The organism is Pseudomonas sp. SIMBA_067 (assembly GCF_046534675.1).
Classification (GTDB): Bacteria; Pseudomonadota; Gammaproteobacteria; order Pseudomonadales; family Pseudomonadaceae; genus Aquipseudomonas; species Aquipseudomonas putida.
Map to the genome: position 1 here is coordinate 626,616 of NZ_JAWRYH010000001.1, position 24,644 is coordinate 651,259.

Here is a 24,644-nt window from a genome sequence, read left to right on the forward strand (position 1 = left end):
CCGTCACTGCGCCGGGGCCGTTGCCGGCGGCGCTTCGTTGGTCACCCGCAGAATCCCCCACAGCCCCGAGAGGTTGCCGTAGGCGGCGTAGTCGCGGAACAGGTAGTCACCTGCCACCGCGTTTGCACCACCGGCACTCGGCAGCATGAAGCTGAAGTGCGCCGCAGGCAGTACGCTCTCCTGGGCACCGATGTACATGGCCATCGGGTTGTAGCCAAAGCGCACCGAACCGATGCCAGGCAGGCTCATCGGGTAGCCGTCCACGTCACTCTTCTCGGCCTGGTAGTTGTGCAATGGCCACAGGTGCCCGTCCAGCTGGTAGACCATGCCGCGGCTGCCACCACTGGGCATCACGATATGGTTGCGCACCGGTTGCCCAGGCTTGGCGTACAGCACCGGGGTTTGCGGGTCGCCGCCGACCAGGGCGTTGGCGTAGGCCATGTGGGCGTTTGGTACATCACCAAAGCCCAGGCCATTTGCACGGCCGAACGGTGAGTCAGGCGCCATGCCGAAGCGCAGCCACAACGGCTCGGTCTTGTAGTTGACCGCCATGTTGCCGTTGTCTTGCGGGTCACCGGCAGCACCGTTGCCTTCGGTGTTGATGCCTTCCACCGGACGACCATCGGCCCAGCGCATGTTCAGGGCGCGCTGCCACACCGTGACGAAGTCCCGGTAGTCCGGCTGCCCGCTGACCTTCACCGTGGCCTGGGTACGGGACGCGGCGTCCTCGGTCCAGGTGGCAGTTTGCGGCAGGATGCTCATGGCGCCCACCAGGCCTTTCTGCGGCTGCTTGATGAAGTCTGACGGGGTCAGGTTGAGGCCGCCGAACTCGATGGCAGTGGAGTTGATGTTGTCCACCGTGCGACCTAGCTGCGACACAGGTTTGCCTTCCCGCTCCAGGTGGCCGGCGTAGTACTGGTACACCTTGGTCGGGTAAGCACCACTGGTGCCGGCACGTGGAGGTACGGTCTGCACCGGGTTCAGGCCAACGTTGGCGCCGTCGGACTTGGTGATGTCGTAGGCCAGCAACTGCGCATGCAGGCCCACGTGGCTGGACGGCCGCATCAGGTTATTGGCAAAGGCGGTGGAACCCTCGCTGTCGAAGCGGTCACGCTTGACCACGTTATGCATCACTGCAGTGCTCGGCAGGTCTGGCATCACCAGTGGCAGGCGGTTCTCGAGGGTAACGCTGATGCAGTCGCCGGCGTTGGCCCGCAGCACCAGAGGCTCAACCGGCACACCCGCCTTGAGCTTGCCGGTGGTGGCGTCCAGGTCGGCCTTGCGCACGTACAGGATCGCGGTCGGGTCATGCAGCGGCGCACTATGCCCCCCGATGGTGAAGGGTTCCCCATCTTCGGGGTCTACCCCACTTACCAGCGGGATCGCGGTTTTACGGCTGTTGAACACCAGTGTGCCACCGTTGGCCTTCAGCGTGCCGCCGACATGCTGACCGATGCCCGCCGGGTCATTGATACTGACCCCATTACGGTTCTCGAGGATGTCATTGGCCAGCGCTGCGACGATTTCGTAGTTTCGCTTGACCGTGGTGCGGGTGCCAATGCCGTTGGGGTTGGCCGTGGTTTTCGGGCAGATGCCGTCAAAGTTCACGGTGTTGCGCATGGCCACCGGTTGCGGGTTGTTGGGCAGCGGGAACAGGTCGGCACGCTGCGCGGTGTAATTGCGCATGATGCCCCAGATACCGTTCCAGTAGCCTTCCAGCGCGGCGTCCAGCGAGTACAGGTAGTCGCCATTGGTGGCGGCGGAACTGGAGATCATCGACACCGGTGCCATGAAGCCCATCTGCTCGGAGATGCCGATCATCTGCGACGATTTCCAGCCCGAGTTGGAACTGCTACCGAAGCCTGTGCCGTTTTGCAGCCACTTCACGCCATGCAGGGTGACGTTGTGCTCCTCTTCATGGCCACCGGCGTGCATGCGCAGGCGTACATTGTCACCGGAGTAGGTGCGCAGCAGCGGGGTGAAAGGGTCGCCCGGCTCGGCTCCAGCCTTGTTGATGTGTGGCGGAAACAGCGTGGTGCCGCCGGTAGGGCCAACTGCCGAGGTTATCGCCGAGGGTGACAGGTTCATTGCCGGAATGGCGCGGTCGGTTCGAGTTTGCATGGCATAGCTGAGGTCGCCGGCCAGGCCGTCGGCCTGCATGCCACGCTTGCCGTCCGGGCCGACCTTGTTCGGGTCGTACACGCGCAGGGCCAGCGGCTCGTTGCGATAGTTGACCACGAACATGCCCGGGTCATCCACCGAGATCGCCTGCGGGCACGGACGGCTTGGGCAGCCCGGGTTGATACCGCCGCGCTCCTCGACAATGGCTTCCAGCAGGTTCGACGCCTTGCCGCGCACTGGCGGGTTGATGGCGTAGCGGAAGCTGTCTGCGGTGGCCGGGTACGACTGGGCATTGGGGATGCCGTCCGGCCCTGCACCTACATACACCCCAGCTTCATAGGCATGCTGGAAGTCACTGTATTCCAGGAAGAACTCACGGTAGCTGTCGTTCTTGCCATCGCCATCGTGGTCGCCAGTCTGGATTACCGCCTGCCACGAGGTCGGGCCGCCATCCTGGCGCGTGGCCGGGTTGTACAGCTGCTCGCCGGTTTCGGCATGGTACCAGGTGGAGCCGGCCGGTTCGGCCAGCACGGTGGCATACAGGCCCAGTTGCTGGTGGGTCGACGGGCCAAGGTGGTCGTGGGTGAATATGGTGCCCAGGCCACGGTCGACGTTATGCACGTTCACCAGCGGGTCAGCGAACCAGCGCTGCATGGCCGTACGTGCGCCCAGCCAGTCGGCCCGGCCGAAGCGGCCAAAGTACGGGTGCTGCCTGGCTTTCGGGCAGGCAGCGGTGCCATCGCGGCTATCGCCCTCGGTGCAGCCGTTGTAGGCACGAATGGCTTGCACCCGCTCGACCACGCTGCCGGGCGATAGAATGCCGTCTTCGTAGTTCCAGCCGTTGGCCGAACCGTCGGCAGCGGTCAGGTCCCACTTCGGCAAGTGGATGTGCTGACCGATCACGTCGGTCGGGGTGCGCACCTGGTAGTCGTCCATCTCGTAGATGTTCGGGATCAGGTTGGTGTGCTGGTACATGGTGCAGTCGAAGGTGTTCATGCGCATCACCAGTGGCTCTGGCGGGCGCTGCTTGTTAATCACTGGCCAGGCATCTTCCCACAAGGCGATGATGCGAGCCTGCGGGAAGTGGTAGCCGACCTTGTTGTACACCGCGTCGAACTGGATGTTGGCACCCTTGTAGATGCGTGGACGGTCGGCGGTAAAGGCGGAAGAGCCACGGAAGTTGACGCCGGTCAGGCTCTCGCCGCTGAAAAACTCGCCCACACCGGAGGACTGAGTGAGGCGCTTGCCGCGGTCATCCATGCACGGCTCGTAGAACGGCGCGCCAGCAGTCGGCAAGGCACCATTGGTGCGGAACGCCTTGGCCACCGGCTGGCTGCCGGGGATCAGGGCATAGCTTGGGTGCTCGGCCATGGCGTGGAACTGCATGGCCGCCTGTTCGACATCGGTGCCTTCTTCTGGCAGGTAGATAGGTTTGGCCTTGTGCACGACCTTGGTGAAGTCCAGCTTGGTGGTGGTCGTTTGCGCCTCGCCACCTGCGGAAACACCGTCGAGTGCATGGCGGCCAAGGCCGCCGTCCCAGCCATCGACCTGGTTTGCATCCAGGTTGGCCCACAGGGCTTTGCCGCTGTCTTTCAACTGGCGCGCCAGGGCTGGGTCGAGCATGTCCAGCGGCGGGGTTGGCGGGCGGTTGCCAACGCTGCTTTCCATGCCGCCGATCCAGAACGGGTAGCCTGGGTTTTTCAGGGTGCCATCAGCGTTGCGGTTGGCATCGGTGCGGTCGATAAGTGCCAGCGAGCCGACGGCTTTGCGCACCGGCGCCGGGTTGGCGTGGTCGTCATCGCCTTCGTCCTCGGCTTCGTCATCATCGTCGCTGGCGGCGACCAGTTCCTCAGACAGTTTGGGTACCACCACGACCTTGCCAGGCATCGGCGCCATGGCTTTGCCAGGCAGCGGCACGATGGCCGGAATCGGCGTACCCGCAACGATTTCGCCATCGGGCAATGCCCGGGCGCCAGCGGCAGGCTTGCCGCTGCGCAGGGCGAACGGTGTGCTGTGGAAGCCGTTCTCGCCCTGCCCGCTCACCTCAAGACGGGTGCCTTCTTCGAACACGTCATGTACCCGCCACATGGCCCACATGCCCTGGGCAAAGTGCGGGTAGAAGTGGCAATGGTAGATAGCATCACCGGCCACCCGGTTGCGGTTACCCGACCCACCGTTGGCGATTTCGTAGGTGTAGCCAACGCCGGCGCCGATGCCCTGGGCATCGATATAGTCGGAGTTGTCGTCATTGGGGTTGAACAGCCACTGGTGGCCGTGCAGGTGAAATATATGCTGCTCGTGGCCGTTGTGGGTGTTGCGGAACTTGGTGAAGTCACCGATATAGCTGTGGTGCACGTTGGCAGGTTCCGAAGGGTACAGGGCCATGCTGGCCTTGACCCCGACAGCACTGGCCGGTGGGACCTCACCCGGGCGGATGTGCTCCAGGCCCACATTGGCCGGCACATCCACCAGGGTGCCGATGTCTCCGACGGTGTGAGCGCTGAGGAAGAACTCTTCGTAAGCGCACGACAGGCAGTCGTGCATCGGGCCTACCCCCAGGCGGTTGGCCACCACTTCGGCGCCCATGCCGCCAGAGCCGTAGTTGATCATGAACGAGTCTCGCGCCGGTTCCAGCACGTGCCCCATCACCGGGTCTGCCCAGTAGCCGGGAAAGGCCTGGGTGCCGGCGACCTCGTCGGCGAACTGCGAGGCGAAATCACGGAACGCCTCCAACCGGTTGGGCAGCGCCGGGTTGCGCTTGCCGATGCTTTCCAGCGGGTAGGTCGACTTGGGGAAGCTGCCATCGGCGTTGGGGCCCATGACGATGGCATCGGTTTCGCTGTTGATGATCTCGTTGCCATTGACCATGGCGATGATCGGTTTGCCGGCCTTGCCCTCGGTGATCCACGGTTCTGCCTGGGGGTAGCGGGCTTCGTAGTCGATCACGGGCTGGCCGGTGGCAGTACGGCCGGTAGTGGCCAGGCGCATTTCTTCTTCGGTGAGGGTGTTGCGGTAGGTGCGGCCCAATTTGGGTACCACCACCACCTGCCCGAACAGGCCATTGGCAACATTGCCCGCCGTGCCTTCGCCGCCGAACGTGGCGGCTTTGCTGGTGGCGGCGAATGCCCCTTCGCGCTCGGCATACAAGGTATAGCTGCGGGTACTGCCGGGGCTGGCGAAGAAGTTGCCATTGCGCCCTGTATAGGCGGAGATATCGGCGATGCTGTTGACCGCCTGCATGCCATTGACCTGGAAGCCGACCATACGCTCGGCGACCTGTTCATCGGCGACATCGCCTTCACCGCCCTGGTTTTCAACCTCCGGCCCCTCCTCCTCACCCTCGGGCTCTGCGGCCTCGATGCCGTGCTTGTTGGGGTTGGCCTGGTAGGCCAGCAGGTTGGTCAGGTTGACCGTGAGGCAGTCACCGGCGGCTACCCGCAGCACAATCGGCCGTGGGCGCTTGTCCGGGCGCAGGGTGACCTTGCCCGGTACCGCGGCCCCGCCTTTGCTGAGGGGGACTTGCTTGTCGTCCACCACATCTTCACGAAGCGCGAACATCATGCCATTGGCGTTTTGCGCGCCAAGGCGGTTGAACATCAGTGGCTGGTCCAGTGCCACCACATTGGCGACCAAGGTGCGCTGGCACTGCACGGCCGCCTCGCTGGTCGATTCCCAACCTAACAAGGCAAGAACGAGTGATGACAGAAGGGGGCCTTTGCGTGGCGTAGACATGCTGCACCTCCGGGACACGGGAACTCTGCGGAGGGATGGAGCAAGGTGTATGCCAGGAGAAGATACGTAATACTTTCAAATGGTTGCGTAGGTAACCGAATCGGATTGGGGAGGATCACCCGGCGGTTTTCCCCGATTTGGGGGGCGGCTTGCAGGTGCCCGCCTTAACATTTGTTGCGTCTGTCAGACCGAGCGCCGCCCGCGCGGCGCTTCGCAGCACAAGGCTGCTCCTACATTTGTTTCGGGCCAATTATTCCTGTGCCATTAGCGGGCGGTCCCTTGGCGTCCACCTTAATATCGCGCCGGATCAACAAGGCGGTCGCGCGCTCTGCTACAGGCATTACTGGCCCGAAACAAATGTAGGAGCAGCCTTGTGCTGCGAAGCGCCGCGCGGGCGGCGCTCGATCTCCCAGGCGCTAAAAATGCTGCGCCAAACACCCGGTGGCCATCACCCAACCAACCCCCGCACACAGAAATACAGAATCGAGGGCCCCATCAAGCAGCCCAGGCCAGTGTGAAAAGTAGCTGTCAGCGCCCCATACGGCACCAGCCGCCGATCCGTCGCCGCCAGCCCGGCCGTCACCCCTGACACCGTCCCTGCCAACCCGCCGAAGACCATCGCCGAACGCGGGTTGTCCAGCGCCAGCAGGCGCGCCGACACCGGGGTGAACACCATCACCAGGATCGCCTTGATCAGGCCGGTGGCGATCGACAGGGCCATCACGTCCGAACTTGCACCCAGCGCCGCTCCGGTCACCGGCCCGACGATATAGGTCACCGCCCCCGCGCCGATGGTGGTCATGCTCACCGCATCGCGGTAGCCGAAGGCATAGGCCACTGCCGCACCCACAATGAATGGCAGCACCGTACCCAGCAACAGCGCCACCAAGCCAATCATCCCGGCTTTGCGCGCTTCGGTGGCCTGCACCTCGAAGGCCGTGGCAACAATGGCGAAGTCTCGCAGCATGGCCCCGCCCATCAGGCCGATACCGGAGAACAGCGCCATGTCGGCCAGGCCTTTCTGCCCGCCCGTCACGGTGCCGCCTACCCAGGCCAGCACCAGGCCGATGACGATGGCAATGGCCGAGCCGTGTACCCGGCCGAAGGTGAGGTACTTCGACAGTACAACCGACAACCACATGATTGCGCCCACCACTGCAAAGGCGGTGATCAGGCCGTTGTGTTCCAGGGCATTTTCAATGATCGGCCACATGTTCAACGACCTCCTGCAGGGGCAACCTGCGCGCGGGCTTCGGGGCTAGGTTCAAGGGCAGGCAAAGGCTCGCCACGGTGGCTGCGGCTGATCAGGGCGATGGTCGCGCCGCACACCAGCACCGCGCCCACTGCCGCCAGCAGCGCCACCGGCCCGCCGTGCAGGGCGGTGACCACGTTCTGCTGGGCGGCCATGGCCACCACTACCGGGATATACATGGCGCCCCAGAAGCCCACGCCAAACTCGCACTCCTTGCTCATGCCACCGTTGCGGTGCATGTACAGCCGTGCGCAGATCAGCAGGATCATGGCGATGCCGACCCCGCCCACATTGGATTTGACGCCCAGCAACACGCCCAGGAAGTCGCCGACGATAACGCCGGCAAGCGTGCAAACCGCCAGCAGAGCCACACCATAGATGATCATTGTTGTTGTCCTCAGGTTGTGTCGAAGTTGCTTGTTGTTGTTCTTCGTAAACACACATTATTGCGTTAGCCAGCCATCATCGCCGGTCAGCCACCTCCTGGCGCAGCAGCGCATCCAGGGTGTCCCAACGGGTGCCTTCCACGGCCACTACCCTGCCCTGTTCGAACACTGCCCGGGCCAGCCCGCTGAGCACGCTGCCGGGCGGAATTTCCAGGTGCAGGCGCACGCCGCGCTCAAAGGCGTTGCGCAACGTGGCACGCCAGTCGACCACCCTGGCCATGTTGCCCGCCAGGTCGTCGCGCAGACGCTGCGGGTCGAACACCGGGCGCGCGCTGCTGGCGCTGAGGTAGGTAATGCGTGGGCGCTGCACCTCGACCGAGGCGAAGGCACTGGCCAATTCCTCTGCCGGGCCATCAAGCAACGGGCAATGCGACGGCACGCTGACTGCCAGGCGTCGGGCCACGCCCTGGCCTTGACGGCGAGCCCTGGCGGCGACCGCAGCCATCGCCGTATCGCTACCGGCGATGACGATCTGGTTTTCGCTGTTGAGGTTGGCGACGAACACCTCGCCCCGCGCCTCGCTCAGCAAACGCTCGACACTTGCAAGGTCCAGGCCGCTGAGTGCGGTCATGCCGTAGCCTTGCGGGTAGGCGCACTGCATCAGCTCGCCACGCAGGGCGACCAGGCGCACGGCATCGGCAAACCCCAGGGCGCCCGCCGTAACCGCTGCGGGATAGGCGCCAATCGACAACCCCGCCACGTAATCCGGCGCTGGGCTGCGCTGCATCAGCCAGCGCGCCCAGGCCACACCGCTCAGCAGCAGGCACAGCTGAACAGCGCGGGTAGACTGCAGCGCTTGCCGGCTGTCCAGCGCTAGCGCAGCCTGGCCTAGGGTATCGCTGGCCTCCTCCAGCAGCAGCCCGGCCCCCTCAGGCAGACGCTGAAGCATGCCCACCTGCTGGGCACCTTGGCCGGGGAAGGCGAACAGACTGCTCATGCGGCACGCTCCATCGCTGCCCAGGGGTCGCTGACCAGGCGGGGGCCATGCGGCGACTTGAGCAGCACGCGGCGGGCAAATCCGGCCCATTCGCGCAAGGCAATGGCACCTGCGGGGGTTTCCAGTTGCACATCGATACGGCACGGCGCGCAGTCGAAAATATCCAGCAGCCCCCGCGCATGAGCGCGGGCCAACGGGTGTGGTGTGCGCAGCAGCAGGTCCAGGTCACTGTCGGCATGTACCACTTCAATGCCGGTCGCAATCTGGTACCCCACCCCACCCGTCGGCCCCCAGGCCAGGCCGCTGGCCTGCAACACCGGGGTGACCAAGGCCAGTGCCTTTAGCGCAGGCCATGGGCCTTGTACGTGCACCCGCAGCGCTTCGGGGCCTTGCTGACGCTGGACATCGGCCAGGCGCATCAACGCACCCAAGCGCTGCGCCCGGCCTTGCCCACGCAGCCCTACGGCCACCCAGCCGTCCTCACAGCTGGCACGGCGCACCACCACTGGCCGGCCGCTTGCCAACACGTCCTGCGCCCACTGCGGTGCATCAACGGGCAAGCTGGACACGGGCATCCCCCACAGCAGGTCGTGCGGCCTTGGCGCGTTCATCTCAGGCGCCCTGCCACTGCCGGCGCAGCTGTTCGCGTACCTGGCGCGAGGCGCTGCGGTTTTCCCCCGCCAGCCGCGACGACAGGTCGGTGGTGCTACCAATATCGCGTACTGCTTCTGCCAGGCAGGCACGTACCTGCGCAATGTCGGCGGCGCTCGGTGCCTGTGCGTTGTCTACTGTCAGGCGGCGCCACAGCAGGCCCAGCGAGGCGTAGCTGGCCAGGTCGTAGGCCATGGGCGGCACTTCGGCGGCCAACGCCTCCAGTTGCTCGACGCTGCGCAGGGTAATCCGCGCCGCAGCCGCCTTGCCCATGGCGTGCACCATGACCCCGGTGTCGTCCAGGGCGATCAGCCGCTGGGCCTGGTAGCCGTGGGCCAGGAAGGCGCCGGACATGGCCTTGCCAACCAGCAGACCGATCACCGGGTGCCCGGCCAACCGCGCCTCGGCGTAGGCCTGCACGGCACCGGCCAATGCCTGGTGAATGCCCAACGCTTCCTCGCGGCGGCCATAGGCCTGGCTGGGCACATCGATCACCGCGACAATGGCACGCTTCCGGCCGTTGCGGTCAGCCGCCACCGCCTCGCTCACCGCCTTGGCCAGGCCCCAGCCTTCAAGCAGGCCGACTTCACCCGAGCGGGCACGGGGGAATGGATTGTGGGCATCCGGCACCACGGCGATGAAGCGCGCCAGGCGGTTGTCCAGTTCGCCGTCGATCACCCGCAACGATGCGGGGTAACCTGGCAAAGCTTGCCCGCCGGCCAGGCCCGGCAGCCAGTTCAAGGCACGGTTCATTGGGCTTCTCCTTGGTAAAGGGCGCGCACGGCGGCGGCATCCAGTTGCGGGCAGTCATCGCCCAGCCGGGCCAGGCGGCCGAGGAACCAGGCGTGCTGGCTGGCGCGGTCTTTGGAGGGTGCGTCCAGCAGTTGCAGCAAGCGTTCGCGCAGCGCATCGATGTCATCGGCCACGTAGCCGTCCACCAACCCGCTGGCGTGGCGTTGTTCGCCACCGGTCAGGCTCCAGATGAAGGGGCGGTCCTTGGCGTCGTATTCGCCGATGCCGGCCTCCTGTTCGATCACCTGCGGGCCGTTCAGGCCCAGGCGCGCTTCGCGGGTAACCAGCAGGTGGCTGCACAGGCCCGCAGCAATGGACATGCCGCCAAAGCATCCCACCGCACCTGCGATCAGGCCGAGAACCGGCTGCAAGGCCCGCAGTTCGACAATGGCCGCCTGGATTTCGGCTATCGCCGCCAGGCCGAGGTTGGCTTCCTGCAGGCGCACACCACCGGTTTCCAGCAGCAACACGGCGCAAGTGGGGATGCCGTTGCGGTTATCTTCAATGGCCAGTTCCAGGGCACCCGCGATTTTGGCCCCACCCACCTCGCCCATGCTGCCCCCCTGAAAGCCGCCTTCGATGGCGGCGACCACGGCATGGCGCCCGTTCAGCCGGCCCTTGGCGATAACCACACCATCATCGGCCTGCGGCACGATGCCCTGGCGCGGCAACCACGGCGACATCAGCCGGTCGAACGGGCCCAGCAGTTCACGGAAGCTACCCGGGTCAAGCACGGCGCGGGCGCGCTGGCGGGCGCCCAGTTCTACAAAGCTGCGGCTGCGCAGCAAACGTTCGGTGTCAGTCATGGGCAATCTCCTCGAAGCCTTGCTCCAGGCGCAGTCGCACCACGCCCGGGGTGGCGCCGAAATCATGGATGTCGATGTTCACAGCCGGCCACGCACGGCCCTCGAACAGGCGCTGCAACAGTTGCGCCCAGCGGGCGCCGCTGCCGTTGACCGAAGTCACTACCTGGATGTGCAGGCTGCCGGCAGTGCCGGGCTCGATCAGCACCTCGAGGTCGCCGGAGCTGACGCAGCCCACCAGGGTGCGGCCGCGGCCCGGTTCGGCGGCGGGGAATTGAAAATTCAGGGTTTCCATGTCACAGGCTCCCGGCTTTGTCGAGGAACAGGCAGGCGGCCAGCAAGTCGGCGGCGCCGCCCGGTGAGGTGTTCAGTTGCAGCAGTTGCCGGTCCAGCTGGCGCAGTTGGCGGCGCCCCGCCAGTGTGGCGCTGCCGCCTTCGGCAAGTACGGCGTGGGCACCTTGCTGGACGGCAGCCAGCCCGGCCGGGCCGCTGCGCCAGAGCACGCAGGTGTCGCTGAGCACGCTCATGATCGCCAGTAACGCGTCGAGCCGGGCGTGCTGCTCGCTGGCACCGGCGGCGCGGCTGCGCTGCAGTTGTGGCAGGCCGTGGCCGATGACGGCGGGGAAGCCTTGCTGTGCCTGTTCGCGGGCGCCGCCGGTGCCGTAGCGGTGGCGGACCTGCAAGCCGTGGCTGTGCTCGTGCGGCATGGCCGGGTCGTCGAACAGGGCTATACGCCCGGCGCGGGCGGCCAGGGTGCAGGCGTCTGCCTGGGTATCGAGGGCCGTGGACGCGACCAGCAGGCCCAGTGCCCAGATGGCGCCGCGGTGAGTATTGACCCCGTGGGTGGCGGCAAGCATCGCGGCCTCGCCTTCGCGGCCGAGCTGGCCCAGTGTGGCGCGCAGGGGCTGGCCAACCTGACCGATGGACCGGGCGGCTTCGGCCATGTTGCGCAGGCATGGCCACAGGGCCAGGGCCGAGGCGTGCATCAGGGCCAGGGTCATGTCGTGGTGGGCGCCGTTGCTGCGGCGGTCGACCAGGCCGGGTTTGGGGGACAGGTCGGCTTCGTCGATCAGGGCTTCAACGGCCAGGTCGGCGAGGTGGTCGGCCAGGGGAATTTCGGTTGCCTGGGCTGGCCTCTTCGCGGGTGAACCCGCTCCCACAGGAACCTGGGGGAGTTCGAGAAAGAGTGCTTTCATCACCAGCTCCTGAACCGTGCAGGCGGGTTGTAGAGGCCGCCGGACCACTCGACCAGGTCGGCAATGCTGCGCGCGGCCAGCAGCTCGCGGCTGGCGTCGGTGCGGCGGATGCCGAGGTCCTCAGGCAACGCGATCAGCCCTTGCTGGCGCATACGCCGGGTGTCTTTCGGATCGTGGCGCAGGCCGATGGCGGTAACCCCGGCCACGGCGGCAATCATCTGCTGGCGTTCTTCCAGGCTGCGGGCCTTGTACAGGTAAGCAATGCCCTCCTCGGTCAGCAGGTGGGTGACGTCATCGCCGTAAATCATTACCGGTGCCAGCGGCATCCCGGCCTTCCTGGCCACATCCACGGCATCGAGGGTTTCCACGAAAGTGGGCTTGCCGCCTTCCTGGTAGGTCTCGACCATTTGCACCACCAGCTTGCGTCCGCGCTCCAGCAGGGTTTCCGGCACGGTCATGTCGAGCCAGGCCGGGGTAGCGTGGCGCCGGCCACGCGGGTCGTGGCCCATGTTCGGTGCACCGCCAAAGCCGGCCAGGCGGCCGCGGGTCACGGTCGAGGAATGGCCATCGCCATCCACTTGCAAGGTGGCGCCGATGAACAGGTCGACGGCGTATTGCCCCGCCAGTTGGCACATCATGCGGTTGGAACGCAGCGAGCCATCGCGGCCGGTGAAGAACACGTCCGGGCGCTGGGCGATGTAGTCCTCCATGCCCAGCTCGGTGCCGAAGCAATGCACGCTCTGCACCCAGCCAGTCTCGATGGCCGGGATCAAGGTCGGGTGCGGGTTGAGCGTCCAGTTGCGGCAAATCTTGCCCTTCAGGCCCAGAGACTCGCCGTAGGTGGGCAAGATCAGCTCGATGGCGGCGGTATTGAAGCCGATGCCATGGTTCAGCGACTGCACCTGGTGTTTTTCGTAGATGCCGCGAATGGCCATCATCGCCATCAGCACATGCACCGGCTTGATGTGGCGCGGGTCCCGGGTGAACAGCGGTTCTATATAGAAGGGCTGGTCGGCGACCACCACGAAATCGACCCAGGACGCCGGGATGTCGACCCGTGGCAGGTCGTCCACGCGGTCCACCAGCTGGTTGACCTGGGCGATGACGATACCGTCGCTGAACGCGGCCGGCTCCACCAGTGCCGGGGTGTCTTCGGTGCTGGGGCCGGTGTACAGGTTGCCGTCACGGTCGGCCATGAAGCCGGCCACCAGAGTGACGTTGGGGATCAGGTCGACCAGCAGCCGCGAGTACAGCTCGATATAGGTGTGGATGGCACCGACTTCGAGCAGGCCATCTTCCAGCAACTGGCTGATGCGCAGGCTCTGCGGGCCGGCGAAGGAGAAGTCGAGCTTGCGCGCGATGCCACGCTCGAACAGGTCCAGGTGCTCGGCGCGGCTGACGCTGGGCATGATCATGTGCAAGTCATGCAGGCGCCCGGGGTCGACCTTGGCCAGCGAGCGTGAAAGGAAGTCGGCCTGCTTTTGGTTGTTGCCCTCCAGCACCACCCGGTCGCCCGGGGCCAGCAGCAGTTCGAGGGCTTCGACGATACGCTCGGTGGGCAGCACCACGCCGTCGGCGAGGTGACGTACCCGATCAAGGCGGCGCTGCTTTTCGGCGCGCCGCCGCGACCATTGCGGCGGTGGATTCTGAGTTATTGTCATGGTGGCTCCACAGGTTCGCTGTCGTGGAGGTCACCTTAGGGCTGCGTTGCCTGGCGGATCAATCAAGCTGCCGGCGCATTTGTTACTGTCAGGTTAATGAATTGCCTAGCCGGATCGGTGGCCTAAAGCAAAAATGCACGATGCCCCTGCATAATTGTCGATTGTGCAAGGCAAATTCGCATGACAGGATCCTGCGATCCTCCAGCGAACTCCAGACTTCACTTGGAAAATCAATAACAAAGCAGGGAGAACGCAATGACTGCGCACGCTCAAGCCTCGGCAACCGAGCATGTACTGGCCGAGGTCCGCAACCAGGTAGGCCACCTGACCCTGAACCGCCCCGCCGGCCTCAATGCCCTGACCCTGGACATGGTCCGTAGCCTGCGCCAGCACCTCGACCAGTGGGCCGAAGACCCGCAAGTGCGCGCTGTGGTGCTGCGCGGCGAAGGCCCCAAGGGCTTTTGTGCCGGGGGCGATATCCGGTCGCTGCACGACAGTTTCAAAGCTGGCGACACGCTGCATGAAACCTTCTTCGTCGAGGAATACGCCCTCGACCTGCTCATCCACCGCTATCGCAAGCCCGTGCTGGTACTGATGGACGGCTTCACACTCGGCGGCGGAATGGGCCTGGCCCAGGGCTGTGATCTGCGCGTGGTCACCGAGCGCAGCCGGCTGGGCATGCCCGAAGTCGGTATCGGCTACTTCCCCGATGTGGGCGGTAGCTACTTCCTGTCACGTATCCCCGGCGAACTGGGCATCTACCTGGGCGTCAGCGGCACCCAGATTCAGGCGGCCGACGCCCTGTACTGCGGCCTGGCCGACTGGTACCTGGCCAGTGACCAGCTCACCGCCCTTGACCAGGGCCTGAACCAACTGAACTTTGGCGACAACCCGCTGAAGGACCTGCAGAACCTGCTGGCCACGCTCGGTACCCAGGCGCTGGAAGATGCCCCACTGGAAAAGCTGCGCCCGGTCATCGACCACTTCTTCGCCCTGCCCAACCTGCAAGCCATCGTCGAGCAATTGCGTGCGGTCAGTATCGGTGACAGCCATGCCTGGGCCGTGGCCGCCGCCGACCAGCTGGAAAGCCGCTCACCGTTGGCCATGGCGGTTACCCTGGAGATGTTGCGCCGCGGTCGCCACCTTGGGCTGGAAGACTGCTTTGCCATGGAGCTGCACCTGGACCGCCAGTGGTTCCGGCACGGCGACATCATCGAAGGCGTGCGCGCCCTGATCATCGACAAGGACAAACAGCCTCGCTGGAACCCGCCGACCCTGGCCGCGCTGCAACCGCAGCGGGTTGACCAATTCTTTGAAGGCCTGTGAGCCCGGGAGTACACAGATGCAAGACCTGGAACTGAGCGAAGAGCAGATCATGATCCGCGACATGGCCCGGGACTTTGCCCGTGGCGAGATCGCCCCGCACGCCCAGGCCTGGGAAAAGGCCGGCTGGATCGATGACGGCGTGGTGCGCAAGATGGGCGAACTGGGCCTGCTGGGCATGGTGGTGCCGGAGGACTTCGGCGGCAGCTACACCGACTACGTCGCCTACGCCCTGGCCGTGGAAGAAATCGCTGCGGGCTGCGGCGCCACCGGGGCGATGATGAGCATTCACAACTCGGTAGGCTGCGGCCCGCTGCTGGCCTACGGTACCGCCGAGCAACAACAGCAATGGCTACCGCGCCTGGCCAGCGGCGAGGTCATCGGCTGCTTCTGCCTGACCGAGCCGCAGGCCGGCTCCGAGGCGCACAACCTGCGCACCCGCGCCGAGCTGGTCAACGGCGAGTGGGTAATCAATGGCGCCAAGCAGTTCGTCAGCAACGCCCGCCGCGCCGGCCTGGCCATCGTCTTCGCGGTGACCGACCCAGAGCTGGGCAAGAAGGGCCTCTCGGCGTTTCTGGTGCCCACCGACAACCCGGGTTTCAAGGTCGACCGCAGCGAGCACAAGATGGGCATCCGCGCCTCCGACACCTGCGCGGTCACCTTCGACAACTGCCGCATCCCCGCTGCCAACCTCCTTGGCGAGCGTGGCAAGGGCTTGGCCATCGCCCTGTCCAACCTTGAAGGCGGGCGTATCGGCATCGCCGCCCAGGCGTTGGGCATTGCCCGCGCGGCGTTCGAGGCGGCGCTGGTCTACTCGCGCGACAGGGTGCAATTCGGCAAGCCGATCAACGAGCACCAGAGCATCGCCAACCTGCTGGCCGACATGCAGGTACAGGTAAACGCCGCACGTTTGCTGATCCTGCATGCCGCCCGCCTGCGCAGCGCTGGCAAGCCGTGCCTGTCGGAGGCGTCGCAGGCCAAATTATTTGCTTCGGAAATGGCCGAGCGGGTGTGCTCGATGGCGATCCAGGTGCATGGCGGGTATGGCTATTTGGAGGATTACCCGGTGGAGCGCTATTACCGGGATGCGCGGATTACGCAGATCTATGAGGGGTCGAGCGAGATCCAGCGCATGCTGATTGCACGCGAGCTGAAGCACTACCCGCTGTAGTACGGCGGTCCCCGTCTGTGGGTGCGGCCCAATCGCGACACAAGGCCGCTCCCACAAGGAAGCCGATCTGCGATTCAGCGCCAGTACCGCGAATCATCCACCACCTGCGCATGCCCCTCGAACACCGCTGGCAACTGCTCCTTGAGGTAATCGATCCACGTCCGCACCTTGGCGTCCAGATAATGCCGTGACGGGTACATCGCATACAGCGCACTCTCGCGCAAACGGTACGGCGCCAGCAGCCTGCACAAACGCCCTTGCTCGATCGACTGGCTGGCCGTATAGAACGGTAGCAGGCCGATGCCCATGCCCAACTCACTGGCCACCAGCATGGCGTCGGCAACGTTGGTGGAGAAGCTGTCACTGGGTGCGATCACGCACTGGTCCACCCCCTGGGGGAATACCCAGTCGCCTTCATACATGGGATACGCCATGCGCAGGCAGCGGTGCGCATGCAGGTCCTCGGGTCGCTCAGGCACGCCATGCCGCTCCAGATAGCTGGGCGCCGCGCACGGGATACTGAAGATATTGCCAAGCGGGACCGCAATCAGCTGGGAGTCCGGCAGCGCACCGTCCACGGTGATCACCACGTCATGCCCTTCGGCCAGCGGGTCAGGATTGCGCTGGGACAGCGTCAACTCGATCACCACCTCCGGGCACAGCGCGTTGTAGCCGGCCACCAGCGGCATCAGCAACAGGCCCAGGCCGTGCGGGCAATGCAAGCGCAGATGGCCGCGAGGGGTGAGGTGCGCACCGCGGGCTTCACCCACCGCCTCTTCGGTCAGCAGCATGATCTGCCGCGCACGCTCCAGAAACCGCTCACCCGCCTCGCTCATGCGCAGGCGCCGGGTGGTGCGGTGCAACAGGCGGGTCTGCAGCTGGTTCTCCAGCTCGGCAACAATACGCGAAACCTGTGCCGCGGAAATATCCAACGCATTGGCGGCCGCAGCGAAGCTGCCACACTCCACCACACGGGCGAAGGTACGCATGGCATGCAGCATGTCCATGAGGGTGTGCTCCTTGTTCAGTCTTATTCTTGCGTTACAGGCAGGAATCTATCACGGACTGGCCCATTTATTGTGGATGACCAATGAATACATCATTAGTCATACATTCAACAAATGGAGCCTGTCATGAAACGTTCGATCGCTGTCCTTGCTGTGGCCGCCACCCTCGCCTCGTTCGGTGCCTTTGCCGATGCGGGCAGTACGCAGCCAACCAGCAGCAATTATGAGTACGGCATGCCGCTGGATGTGGCCAAAGTGATCTCCATCACCCCGGCCAGCAACGCTGCCGACTGCCAGGTTGGCACTGCGCACATGGTGTACGTCGACCACCAGGGCCAGAAACGCGAAATAGACTACCGCGAAATGGGCAACTGCTCGCAGCAGTGAGTCAGGCGAGTACCTGGGTGATCCAGCCCACCTGCTGATTGAAATCGTCGATTTTCGCCTGAGGCACCGCATCGCGGGCCCGTTGGAAATTGGCCAGGGTCTGCTGCTTCTGCCGCAGCATGCGCCGCCACTTGACCAGAAATGCCTCGCTTTTCTCCTGCATCAACATCGGGCCGAAGTACAGCTGTTCAGCGCTATACACCACCCTGCCCGGCTCGGCGACGATGATTTCGTAGTCGAAGCGGTTTTCCCGCAGCAGCTCTTCGCTGACGATCTGGTAGCCATTGCCCGCCAGCCACTGGCGGAGCTCGCGCTCACCGCCATTGGGCTGCAGTACCAGCCGCGTGACGCCGCCAAGGCGCTGCTTGCCGGCCTCGAGGATCTCGCACATGGTGTCGCCACCCATACCGCAGATGCTGACCACCGAGATGCGGTCTTGCGGTTCGACCGCCGCCAGGCCATCGGCCAGGCGCACGGTTAACCGGTCTTGCAGGCCGTTTCTGCGCACATTGCGCTGCGCCGAGGCAAACGGCGTCTGCGCCACCTCGCCCGCCACCCCGGCCTCGATCACCCCCCGCAGCATCAACGCTACCGGCAGATAACCATGATCCGAGCCGATGTCGGCCAAGCGGGCGCCCTGCGGCACATGTGCAGCCACGCGCTCCAGGCGCCTGGACAAAGTCTGTTCGTTCAAAATGTGCCCCTGGCTTTGCAATGGGGCGCGATTCTGACGGCGAACGCCGCGCATTTCAAACACCTGGGCGCCCTCGACCCGACCCGCCTGCTCGCGTAGGCTTGCCGCTTTCCTTCCGTCGCAAGGCAAAACACACCATGGCACATGCAGACATCATCTACACCCCGGACCCGGACGCCAAGTCGATTTCGTCCGACGTCGCCGAGTTCAACGGCGTGCTGGTCACCACCCAGATTCCGACCCACGCCGATGGCAGCCTGGAGCTGGGCGGCATCGTCGAGCAAAGCGAATGCACCCTGCAGGCGCTGAAAGTAGCGCTGGAAAAGGCCGGCAGCGGCATGGACCGCGTGCTGCACCTCACCATCTACCTCACCGACATGGCCGACCGCGCCGCGTTCAACGAGGTGTACCAGCGCTTCTTCAGCAAGCCATGGCCGGTGCGTGCGGCCGTGGGTGTGGCTTCGTTGGCATTTGAAGGCATGCGCGTAGAAGTGACCGCAATGGCCGCCAAACGCTGAGCTACCTGCAAGGGCCCTATCGCCGGCAAGCCAGCTCCCACCTCGACCGCATCGGCCTCAAGCCCTATGCAATTGCTGTGGGAGCTGGCTTGCCGGCGATAGGGCCGGTAAAAGCAATACACCTCCTGGCACCCCGATGATGCCGCCAGCCCGTTTCGCCGCTACAATGCCCGCCTAAACCGTGGCAGCCCGAAAATATAACGACATGTCCCTTCCAAAGAACCACCTGGAACTGCTCAGCCCTGCCCGTGACGTGGCCATCGCTCGCGAAGCGATCCTGCACGGCGCTGACGCCATCTACATCGGCGGCCCAAGCTTTGGCGCACGCCATAACGCCTGCAACGAGGTCAGCGAGATCGCCGAACTGGTCGAGTTCGCCCGCCGCTACCATGCGCGCGTGTTCACCACCATCAACACCATCCTGCACGACAACGAGCTGGAACCCGCGCGCAAGCTGATCCATCAGCTGTACGATGCCGGCGTCGACGCGCTGATCGTGCAAGACCTGGGGGTGATGGAGCTGGACATCCCGCCGATCGAGCTGCACGCCAGCACCCAGACCGACATCCGCACCCTGGAACGGGCCAAGTTCCTCGACCAGGCCGGTTTCTCCCAGCTGGTACTGGCCCGTGAGCTGAACCTGCAGCAAATCCGCGCCATCGCCGCCGAAACCGACGCTGCCATCGAGTTCTTCATCCACGGTGCGCTTTGCGTGGCCTTCTCCGGCCAGTGCAACATCTCCCACGCGCAGACTGGCCGAAGCGCCAACCGTGGCGACTGTTCTCAAGCCTGCCGCCTGCCCTACACCCTGAAGGATGACCAGGGTCGCGTGGTAGCGTTCGAGAAGCACCTGCTGTCGATGAAGGACAACAACCAGACCGCCAACCTGGCCGACCTGGTCGATGCTGGCGTGCGCTCGTTCAAGATCGAGGGCCGCTACAAGGACATGGGCTATGTGAAGAACATCACCGCCCACTACCGCAAAGAGCTCGACGCCATCCTCGAAGGCCGCCCGGCATATGCCCGTGCGTCCAGCGGCCGGACTGAACACTTCTTCTTGCCCGACCCGGACAAGACCTTCCACCGCGGCAGCACCGACTATTTCGTGACCGACCGCAAGGTCGACATCGGTGCCTTCGACTCGCCAACCTTCACAGGCCTGCCGGTGGGTGTGGTGGAAAAGGTCGGCAAGCGTGACATGCAAGTGGTGACCGAAGTGCCACTGACCAACGGCGACGGCCTGAATGTGCTGGTCAAACGTGAAGTGGTGGGTTTCCGCGCCAACATCGCCGAACCACGTGGCGAGTTCGAGGAAGACGGCCAGAAGCGCTACCGCTACCGCGTCGAGCCCAACGAAATGCCCGAAGGCCTGCACAAGCTGCGGCCCAACCACCCGCTGTCGCGCAACCTCGACCACAACTGGCAGCAGGCCCTGCAACGCACCTCTTCCGAGCGCCGTGTTGGTGTGGAATGGCATGCTGTACTGCGCGAGCAGCGCTTGATGCTTACCCTCAGCAGTGAGGAAGGCGTCAGCGTGCAGGTGGCCCTGGACGGCCCGTTCGGCGAGGCCAACAAGCCGCAGCAGGCCCTGGACCAGTTGCATGACCTGCTCGGCCAGCTGGGTACCACGATGTACCACGCCAGCAGCATCGAGCTGGACGCGCCGCAGGCGTACTTCATCCCCAACTCGCAGCTCAAGGCCCTGCGCCGCGAAGCCATCGAGGCGCTGACCGAGGCGCGTATCAAGGCGCACCCGCGTGGCGGGCGCAAGGCCGAGACCACGCCGCCACCGGTGTACCCCGAGTCGCACCTTTCCTTCCTGGCCAACGTGTACAACCAGAAGGCCCGCGATTTCTACCATCGCCATGGCGTGCAGCTGATCGACGCGGCCTACGAGGCCCATGAAGAACACGGTGAGGTGCCGGTGATGATCACCAAGCACTGCCTGCGCTTCTCCTTCAACCTGTGCCCCAAGCAGGCCAAGGGCGTGACCGGCGTGCGCACCAAGGTGGCACCGATGCAGCTGATTCAGGGTGATGAAGTGCTGACCCTGAAGTTCGACTGCAAACCGTGCGAAATGCATGTGGTCGGCAAGATGAAAAGCCACATCATCGACCTGCCAACCCCAGGCAGTGCGGTGGCCCAGGTGGTGGGGCACATCAGCCCGGAAGACCTGCTGAAAACCATCGTGCGCGCGCCACACTGACCCTCGAACAGTTCAGTCAGCGTATCTGATGCTTGTGCAGCAAGCGGTAGAAGGTGGGCCGGGAGATCCCCAGCACCTTCGCCGCTACGCTCATGTTATCGCTATGCCGGTTAAGCACATCGCACAAGGCCTGGCGCTCGGCCCGCTGCTTGTATTCCTCTAGCGTGCCCAGCGGCTGCTGCCCTTGGTCCAACGTCTGCAGGCCCAGGTCCTGCGCCTCGATCTGCCGGCCTTCGGCCAGCACCAGGCCGCGGCGCACCCGGTTGGCGAGCTCGCGTACATTGCCCGGCCAGTCATGCCGGCCCATGGCCGCCAGGGCATGGTCGCTGAATGAACGCGGCCGGCGCCCGGTTTCCAGGCTGTAGAAATGGGCAAAATGGCTGGCCAGCATCGACAAGTCACCATGTCGGTCCCGCAGGGGCGCGGTCACCACCTGCAATACGTTCAAGCGGTAATACAGGTCTTCGCGAAAACGCCCCTGTTCGATGGCTCTTTCCAGGTCCACGTGGGTGGCGGCCAAAACCCGCGCATCCACCGGAATCGGCTGGCTGCCGCCCACCCGCTCAATGTGCTTTTCTTGTAGAAAACGCAGCAGATTGGCCTGCAATTCCAGCGGCAAGTCACCAATTTCATCCAGAAACAACGTGCCACCGTGGGCGGCTTCAATGCGCCCGGTCTTGCGCTGATGGGCACCGGTGAAAGCGCCCTTCTCATGGCCGAACAGTTCGGACTGGATCAGGTGCTCGGGGATTGCCCCGCAGTTGATGGCGACGAACGGCTGCTCACTGCGTTGCGACTGCCGGTGCAGGGTGCGGGCCACCAGTTCCTTGCCCGTGCCGCTTTCACCACGGATCAGCACGGGCGACTCGGTGGGTGCCAACTTGCCCAGCAACTTGCGCAACTCGCGGATCGGCCGGCTTTCGCCAAGCAGTTCGTGGGTCGCGTCGTCCACCTTGGCGGCCCCTTTGCCACGCAGGCGCGCCATGCCGAACGCCCGGCCAAGGGTGACCTGCACGCGGGAGACATCGAATGGCAGGGTGTGGAAGTCGAAGAACCATTCGCAGACAAAATCGCCGACGGCCGGCATGCGCAACTGTTCGGCGCTTAACACCGCGATCCATTCGGTGTTACTGCGCTTGATCATGTCCTTGACCGCGTCCGGGTGCCTCAGGTGCGAAGCCTGCAAGCGCAACAAACCCACATCACAAGGGTGATCGAGCGCGGCACCGAGCATGCAACTGTACACATCCCAGCCTGCGCTACTCAGGCCAGGCAACAATTGGTGGCAGTCGTCGCAGGGGTCGACGATGAGCAAACGACGTTGGGCGGCAGGCTGCAGCATGACCGTTCCTTGGCGCCAGTTTTTGGTTTTATGAAGTAAAACAGCAAGTTGTGGCGCCCGTTTAACAGTAGCAACGAAGTTGACGGTGCCCACTACCGTCTGTCTGCTGACGCTTTTTTTTACAAAGTGCCACGGGAATTTTCGCACTTTATCGACATCACATGGCGGCGCAGGGAAGAACGGATTCAAGCCTGACAAAAAATTTTACACCTAATGTGTGACTTGCCCACGGACAACGAGCATCAGTACACATAACCCCGCGCTGCACTTCGCGACCATTGAGGCGACTTTAAAGCAACGCGGAATCACTTCGATGTTTGGGACCATAGAGAGACCGAACCATGAACGCCCCGCTCCGTGTCAACGAAGCACTGCTGATTGCCGACCACGCCTTCGAACCTTTCCAGTGCGTAGCCTGGGATGCACCCAACGGTACTGGTGAGCTGAGCCTGGCAGTGATCGACCGGACCAACACCCGCATCGGCAGCAAGCGAGTGTCTTCGAGCATCTACTCCGACCCTGCCCAGTGGGCCAGCCTGATCGAAGAAGTGCGCGCCGAACTGTGCGAAAAAGGTTACGACCTGCAACCGTGGTCGATGCCAAAGTAACATCCCCTTGCAAACCAAGTGCGTGCAATGCCACGCACTTGTTCAAATGCAAAGTTGCTGTTCTGGCAACTTACACTATTGCGACACAGTGTCGCATCCAGGCTGTTCAGTCCACCGCTTTGAACTGCTGCAAGTGCTGGTAATCGGCCTGCAGTTGTTCGGCCAGGCGTTGCGCGCGCCCAATACGCACCGCCGCCAACTCCATATCCACCACCAACGTTGTACAGGGCATGGGTTGTAAGGCGTTCCAGTGCTGAAGGCGACCATCGGTAAACACCAGGCAACGTACCGCTTCATCCGGATGGGCGCGCTGGCGCGCCTGTAGCCAATGCCGGGCCTGTTCCAGTGCGGCGATCAGCGGTGTACCACCACCGGCGCCCAGGGCCTGCAGCCAGGGCTGCAAGGCCGCCGAAGCCTTCAGGCCGTGGCGCTGCCACTGCGGTGTGCGCCCGCTGGCGGTCAGCAAGGCCAGGCGGGCGCGCTGGCGGTAGGCCTGGTCGAACAGTGCCGCCAGCAGCCCTTTGGTGTGTGCCAACGCCTGATGGCGGCGGGTGGAGGCCGAAGCGTCGACGATCACCAGCCACAACTCTGCCGGTTTGCCCTGGCGTTGTTGCCAGCACAGGTCCTGGCGTAGCCGTGGCCGCCCTTTGAGCAAGGTCGGCAGCCAGGCCACCCGGCCGCTTGCTGCACTGCACGCGCGGCCACGGCTGGCGCCGTTCTGCTTGCCTGCGCCCGCTTTGGCATCCGCCCCTTTTGCAGGTGACTGGGGGATGCTCAGGGCTTTTTTGCCCAGTTAGGTACCTCGCGGCGTGCGCCGCTGGCCACGGGTTGCGCCGGCAATGCCCCCCAGTCGCCCTGCCCGCCCTGTTCACCCGCGTTGCCAGCGCTTTGCTGGCCGGGCTGCTGCTCAGGCGGCTGCGGCGCCGACGGCGGGTTGGCCTGGGGCGCAACGCGGCGGCGATGGCGCAAGGCGAACTCGGCCACCGCTTCGACATCCACTTCTTCGATGGCCGCACCGCCGCGCCAGGCGCAGTGGGCGCGTGCCGCACGCAACCACACCAGGTCGGCGCGCAACCCGTCGACGCCGGCGGCGTAGCAACGCTCGGTAATCCAGGCCAGCGCCTGGTCATCCAGGGCAATACCGGCCAGGGCATGGCGCGCCGCCTGGCAGCGCTCGCGCAACTGCGCCTGGGCCGCAGCCCATTGCGTGCAGAAAGCCTGCGGGTCACTGTCGAAGGCCAGGCGCCGGCGGATGATCTGCTGACGGGCCTCAGGCTCAGGCAGGCCCTCAAGGGCCACGTTCAGGCCAAAACGGTCGAGCAACTGCGGGCGCAGTTCGCCCTCTTCCGGGTTCATGGTGCCAATCAGCACGAAACGGGCGCTGTGCCGGTGCGAGATGCCGTCGCGCTCGATGCGGTTGGTGCCACTGGCAGCCACATCGAGCAACAGGTCGACCAGCGTGTCGGGCAGCAGGTTGACCTCATCGACATACAGCACGCCACCGTCGGCCTGGGCCAGCACGCCCGGGGAAAACTGCGCCTTGCCCTGCCCCAGCGCGGCATCCAGGTCGAGGGTGCCGACCAGCCGTTCTTCACTGGCGCCCAGTGGCAAGGTGACAAACGGGCCTTCGCCAAGCAGGTCGGCCAGCCCACGGGCCAGGGTGCTCTTGGCCATGCCACGCGGCCCTTCGATCAGCACGCCGCCGATTTTCGGGTCGATGGCGGTCAGGCACAGTGCCAGCTTAAGGTCGTCGGCACCGACCACAGCGGCCAGCGGAAATTGCACGGGTTCACTCAT

The 24,644-nt window shown here is 64.7% G+C and carries 21 protein-coding genes; 6 read left to right on the forward strand and 15 right to left on the reverse strand.

What is annotated here, in order from left to right:
• Positions 1-3: 3 nt before the first annotated feature.
• From mnxG to mdcA, 10 genes are all read right to left on the reverse strand, one after another.
• Positions 4-5,853: a manganese-oxidizing multicopper oxidase MnxG gene (gene mnxG, locus SB765_RS02950; protein ID WP_410910363.1), complete on the reverse strand. Its 5,850-nt coding sequence runs from the start codon at positions 5,851-5,853 to the stop codon at positions 4-6.
• A 448-nt stretch (positions 5,854-6,301) separates the two neighbouring features.
• Entirely contained in the window at positions 6,302-7,066 is a 765-nt protein-coding gene (madM, locus tag SB765_RS02955) for a malonate transporter subunit MadM (RefSeq protein ID WP_341798723.1), read from the reverse strand.
• A gap of 2 nt (positions 7,067-7,068) precedes the next feature.
• On the reverse strand, positions 7,069-7,491 hold the full coding sequence (gene madL / locus SB765_RS02960) for a malonate transporter subunit MadL (RefSeq protein WP_410910362.1): 423 nt from the start codon (positions 7,489-7,491) through the stop codon (positions 7,069-7,071).
• 76 nt (positions 7,492-7,567) lie between these two features.
• Positions 7,568-8,488: a malonate decarboxylase subunit epsilon gene (mdcH, locus tag SB765_RS02965; protein ID WP_410930903.1), complete on the reverse strand. Its 921-nt coding sequence runs from the start codon at positions 8,486-8,488 to the stop codon at positions 7,568-7,570.
• Positions 8,485-9,099, reverse strand: a complete 615-nt coding sequence (locus tag SB765_RS02970; protein WP_410930904.1) for a malonate decarboxylase holo-ACP synthase — start codon at positions 9,097-9,099, stop codon at positions 8,485-8,487. Before SB765_RS02970 ends, mdcH begins: the two co-directional genes overlap by 4 nt.
• 1 nt (position 9,100) lies before the next feature.
• Positions 9,101-9,892 carry a biotin-independent malonate decarboxylase subunit gamma gene (mdcE, locus tag SB765_RS02975; RefSeq protein WP_341798719.1) on the reverse strand — a complete coding sequence of 264 codons (792 nt, stop codon included), beginning with the start codon at positions 9,890-9,892 and terminating at the stop codon, positions 9,101-9,103.
• Complete coding sequence (locus tag SB765_RS02980; RefSeq protein ID WP_410930905.1) at positions 9,889-10,737, reverse strand: biotin-independent malonate decarboxylase subunit beta; 849 nt, start codon at positions 10,735-10,737, stop codon at positions 9,889-9,891. Before SB765_RS02980 ends, mdcE begins: the two co-directional genes overlap by 4 nt.
• Positions 10,730-11,029 (reverse strand): malonate decarboxylase subunit delta, encoded by a 300-nt coding sequence (locus tag SB765_RS02985; RefSeq protein ID WP_410930906.1) that lies wholly within the window; start codon positions 11,027-11,029, stop codon positions 10,730-10,732. The genes SB765_RS02980 and SB765_RS02985 overlap by 8 nt, the downstream gene beginning before the upstream one ends.
• Position 11,030: 1 nt before the next feature.
• Positions 11,031-11,930, reverse strand: coding sequence for a triphosphoribosyl-dephospho-CoA synthase (locus SB765_RS02990; RefSeq protein WP_410930907.1), 900 nt, complete (start codon positions 11,928-11,930; stop codon positions 11,031-11,033).
• Positions 11,930-13,591 carry a malonate decarboxylase subunit alpha gene (gene mdcA, locus SB765_RS02995; protein ID WP_410930908.1) on the reverse strand — a complete coding sequence of 554 codons (1,662 nt, stop codon included), beginning with the start codon at positions 13,589-13,591 and terminating at the stop codon, positions 11,930-11,932. The genes SB765_RS02990 and mdcA overlap by 1 nt, the downstream gene beginning before the upstream one ends.
• A gap of 255 nt (positions 13,592-13,846) precedes the next feature.
• Here mdcA and SB765_RS03000 point away from each other — a divergent pair, with 255 nt between their 5' ends.
• Positions 13,847-14,917 (forward strand): enoyl-CoA hydratase/isomerase family protein, encoded by a 1,071-nt coding sequence (locus tag SB765_RS03000; protein WP_410910355.1) that lies wholly within the window; start codon positions 13,847-13,849, stop codon positions 14,915-14,917.
• 16 nt (positions 14,918-14,933) lie between these two features.
• On the forward strand, positions 14,934-16,085 hold the full coding sequence (locus tag SB765_RS03005; protein ID WP_061204115.1) for an acyl-CoA dehydrogenase family protein: 1,152 nt from the start codon (positions 14,934-14,936) through the stop codon (positions 16,083-16,085).
• 74 nt (positions 16,086-16,159) lie between these two features.
• On the opposite strand, the gene SB765_RS03010 is transcribed toward SB765_RS03005, so the two are convergent.
• On the reverse strand, positions 16,160-17,092 hold the full coding sequence (locus tag SB765_RS03010) for a LysR family transcriptional regulator (RefSeq protein WP_410930909.1): 933 nt from the start codon (positions 17,090-17,092) through the stop codon (positions 16,160-16,162).
• A 126-nt stretch (positions 17,093-17,218) separates the two neighbouring features.
• On the opposite strand from SB765_RS03010, the gene SB765_RS03015 reads away from it, so the two are divergent.
• On the forward strand, positions 17,219-17,479 hold the full coding sequence (locus SB765_RS03015) for a DUF2790 domain-containing protein (protein ID WP_016499435.1): 261 nt from the start codon (positions 17,219-17,221) through the stop codon (positions 17,477-17,479).
• A gap of 1 nt (position 17,480) precedes the next feature.
• On the opposite strand, the gene SB765_RS03020 is transcribed toward SB765_RS03015, so the two are convergent.
• Positions 17,481-18,173, reverse strand: a complete 693-nt coding sequence (locus SB765_RS03020; RefSeq protein ID WP_341798713.1) for a tRNA (adenine(22)-N(1))-methyltransferase — start codon at positions 18,171-18,173, stop codon at positions 17,481-17,483.
• A 137-nt stretch (positions 18,174-18,310) separates the two neighbouring features.
• Between SB765_RS03020 and SB765_RS03025 the strand changes: the two genes are divergently transcribed.
• Both SB765_RS03025 and SB765_RS03030 read left to right on the forward strand, forming a co-directional pair.
• Positions 18,311-18,691, forward strand: a complete 381-nt coding sequence (locus SB765_RS03025; RefSeq protein WP_410930910.1) for a RidA family protein — start codon at positions 18,311-18,313, stop codon at positions 18,689-18,691.
• 205 nt (positions 18,692-18,896) lie between these two features.
• Positions 18,897-20,897, forward strand: coding sequence for a peptidase U32 family protein (locus SB765_RS03030; RefSeq protein WP_341798712.1), 2,001 nt, complete (start codon positions 18,897-18,899; stop codon positions 20,895-20,897).
• A gap of 16 nt (positions 20,898-20,913) precedes the next feature.
• Here the strand turns inward: SB765_RS03030 and SB765_RS03035 are convergent, their stop codons facing one another.
• The gene (locus tag SB765_RS03035) at positions 20,914-22,239 is read right to left on the reverse strand and encodes a sigma 54-interacting transcriptional regulator (protein WP_410910351.1); all 1,326 of its coding nucleotides are present in this window, start codon (positions 22,237-22,239) and stop codon (positions 20,914-20,916) included.
• Between the two features lie 341 nt (positions 22,240-22,580).
• On the opposite strand from SB765_RS03035, the gene SB765_RS03040 reads away from it, so the two are divergent.
• Positions 22,581-22,847, forward strand: a complete 267-nt coding sequence (locus SB765_RS03040) for a hypothetical protein (RefSeq protein WP_258651723.1) — start codon at positions 22,581-22,583, stop codon at positions 22,845-22,847.
• Between the two features lie 106 nt (positions 22,848-22,953).
• On the opposite strand, the gene SB765_RS03045 is transcribed toward SB765_RS03040, so the two are convergent.
• Together SB765_RS03045 and SB765_RS03050 are read right to left on the reverse strand one after the other, a co-directional pair.
• Complete coding sequence (locus tag SB765_RS03045) at positions 22,954-23,520, reverse strand: vWA domain-containing protein (protein ID WP_341798879.1); 567 nt, start codon at positions 23,518-23,520, stop codon at positions 22,954-22,956.
• 101 nt (positions 23,521-23,621) lie between these two features.
• Positions 23,622-24,644: an ATP-binding protein gene (locus tag SB765_RS03050; RefSeq protein ID WP_410910350.1), complete on the reverse strand. Its 1,023-nt coding sequence runs from the start codon at positions 24,642-24,644 to the stop codon at positions 23,622-23,624.